The sequence below is a fragment of the Lelliottia nimipressuralis genome (assembly GCF_004115925.1).
Lineage (GTDB): Bacteria > Pseudomonadota > Gammaproteobacteria > Enterobacterales > Enterobacteriaceae > Enterobacter > Enterobacter nimipressuralis.
In genome coordinates this window covers 1-821 of the sequence record NZ_SDDX01000045.1, presented here as the reverse complement: position 1 = coordinate 821, position 821 = coordinate 1, and the positions used below count along the sequence as shown (strand labels likewise).

The following is an 821-nucleotide window of genomic DNA, read 5'->3' as shown; positions in this document are numbered from 1 at the left end:
TTTCCGAGGATTTGGTTTTATGGCGACCATTACCACCAGCATGGTTTTACTGCGCTGGCCGTTGTTGAGTGCGGTTTTGATGTTTTTAGCCAGCACGCTGAACATTCAATTTCGTAAATCTGACCTTGCGGGGCTGGCGGTGATTAGCACCATACTGGGCGTGGGCGCTGCATGCTGGTTCGCGACGGGATTACTGGGTATCACCATGGTGGACGTGGCGACGATCTGGGGCAACATGAAAGAGGTGATGATCGAAGCGATGAGCCATACCCCGCCTGACTGGCCGATGGTCATTACCTGATCGCTGCGTGTTTAGTCCTCACATCCCGGCCCTCTCACAGAGAGAGAGGGTCAGGATAGCTGGCACCAGCCGCTAGAAAATGCCCTTCTGACGTACCTTCTTCATCTTCTCCGTCGGCGCATCCACCTGACTCAAATCCAGTTCTTCTTTGCCACTCGCCGCGCGCTCAGGTTCCGCCGCCGTTTTCCCGGCCATTCTTAACTGCTGTAATGTCAGCTTCTGCTGCTCCAGCAGCGGCTTCAGGGCTGCAACTTCGTCACGAATCATCTGTAACTGCGCCAGTTGCTCTGCGGAAGTATCCACTGCTTTTTCGGGCACAGACTCCTGCGACGTCAATTCCCCCAGCAGCTGCGCGAGCGTTAGCGTTTCCCGCCCCAGCGATTCCGCCACATGGTGGCACAGGGACGGGTCCATCAGGTGCAGCTGCAGCCCCGCCAGGTAGACGTCACGGTGGAACGCGCGGATCTCCATATTCATGTCGTCAATGCTGGCAGACTTGTCCATGGACTGATGCCACTTT

2 protein-coding genes are annotated in these 821 nt (G+C 56.4%); one reads left to right on the top strand and one right to left on the bottom strand.

Going from position 1 to position 821, the window contains the following annotated elements; translation table 11 throughout:
• Window positions 1-19 precede the first annotated feature (19 nt).
• Complete coding sequence (locus ETG88_RS22090; RefSeq protein WP_129036424.1) at window positions 20-301, top strand: YjcB family protein; 282 nt, start codon at window positions 20-22, stop codon at window positions 299-301.
• Window positions 302-373: 72 nt separating this feature from the next.
• Here the strand turns inward: ETG88_RS22090 and ETG88_RS22085 are convergent.
• Window positions 374-821, bottom strand: a 448-nt coding sequence (locus ETG88_RS22085; protein ID WP_206732584.1) for a hypothetical protein, incomplete at its 5' end; no start/stop codon positions are given.

Excerpts from the sequence above, each read along its gene's own strand:
- ETG88_RS22090 (WP_129036424.1), top strand. The coding sequence starts at position 20 with ATGGCGACCATTACCACCAGCATGGTTTTACTGCGCTGGCCGTTGTTG.